Genomic DNA, 708 nt, shown 5'->3' on the forward strand with positions numbered 1-708 from the left:
GCTGGGCACACTGCGCTGGCTCCAGACGGTCTCAATGCCGGGTGTGGAACCCTCCAAGATCACCCATCAACACCTGCTTCGCAGCATGGATGCGCTCATGGATCATCAAGGCGCGGTCGATGATTGTGTCGCCCATCTGCTGCGGCCCCTGATTGATGATGAACTGTCAGTGGTGTTCTATGACTTGACCACCGTGCGTTGTGAAGGCCACAGCGTTCAAGACGGTGACGTGCGCCACTTCGGCATGTCCAAAGAGGGCACCGTGGCTCGCCAGTTCATGCTGGGCGTGGTTCAAACGGCCGATGGGATGCCGATCTACCACGAGGTGTTCGACGGCAACACGGCTGAGGCCCCCACCATGATGCCCACTGTGCGCAAGGTGTTGGCCCGCTATCCCCACATTCAGCGGCTGGTGATGGTGGCCGACAGGGGCTTGTTGTCCATCGACAATCTTGACGAACTGGCCTCCATCACCTTGCCCAGCGGCAAGCCGCTGGAGTTCATCCTGGCTGTGCCGGGGCGGCGATACAACGAGTTCGTTGAGTTGCTCCAGCCTGTGCATGAGGCCGCAGCAGAAGAGACTGGCGAGACCATTGCACAAGCCTCTTGGCAAGGCCATCGCTTGATCGTGGCACACGACCCCGCGCGAGCGCAGGAGCAAACGGCGCTGCGTGCCAAGCGCATGGCAAGCTTGCTGACACGGGCAGA

The 708-nt window shown here is 61.0% G+C and carries 1 protein-coding gene; it reads left to right on the plus strand.

All coding sequences use genetic code 11. The annotated features are described in order from the left end of the window. On the plus strand, positions 1-708 hold a 708-nt coding region (locus AC07VS_RS28795), incomplete at both ends, for an IS1634 family transposase (RefSeq protein WP_494752691.1).

The sequence above is a fragment of the Curvibacter sp. GW821-FHT01G03 genome (assembly GCF_059422285.1).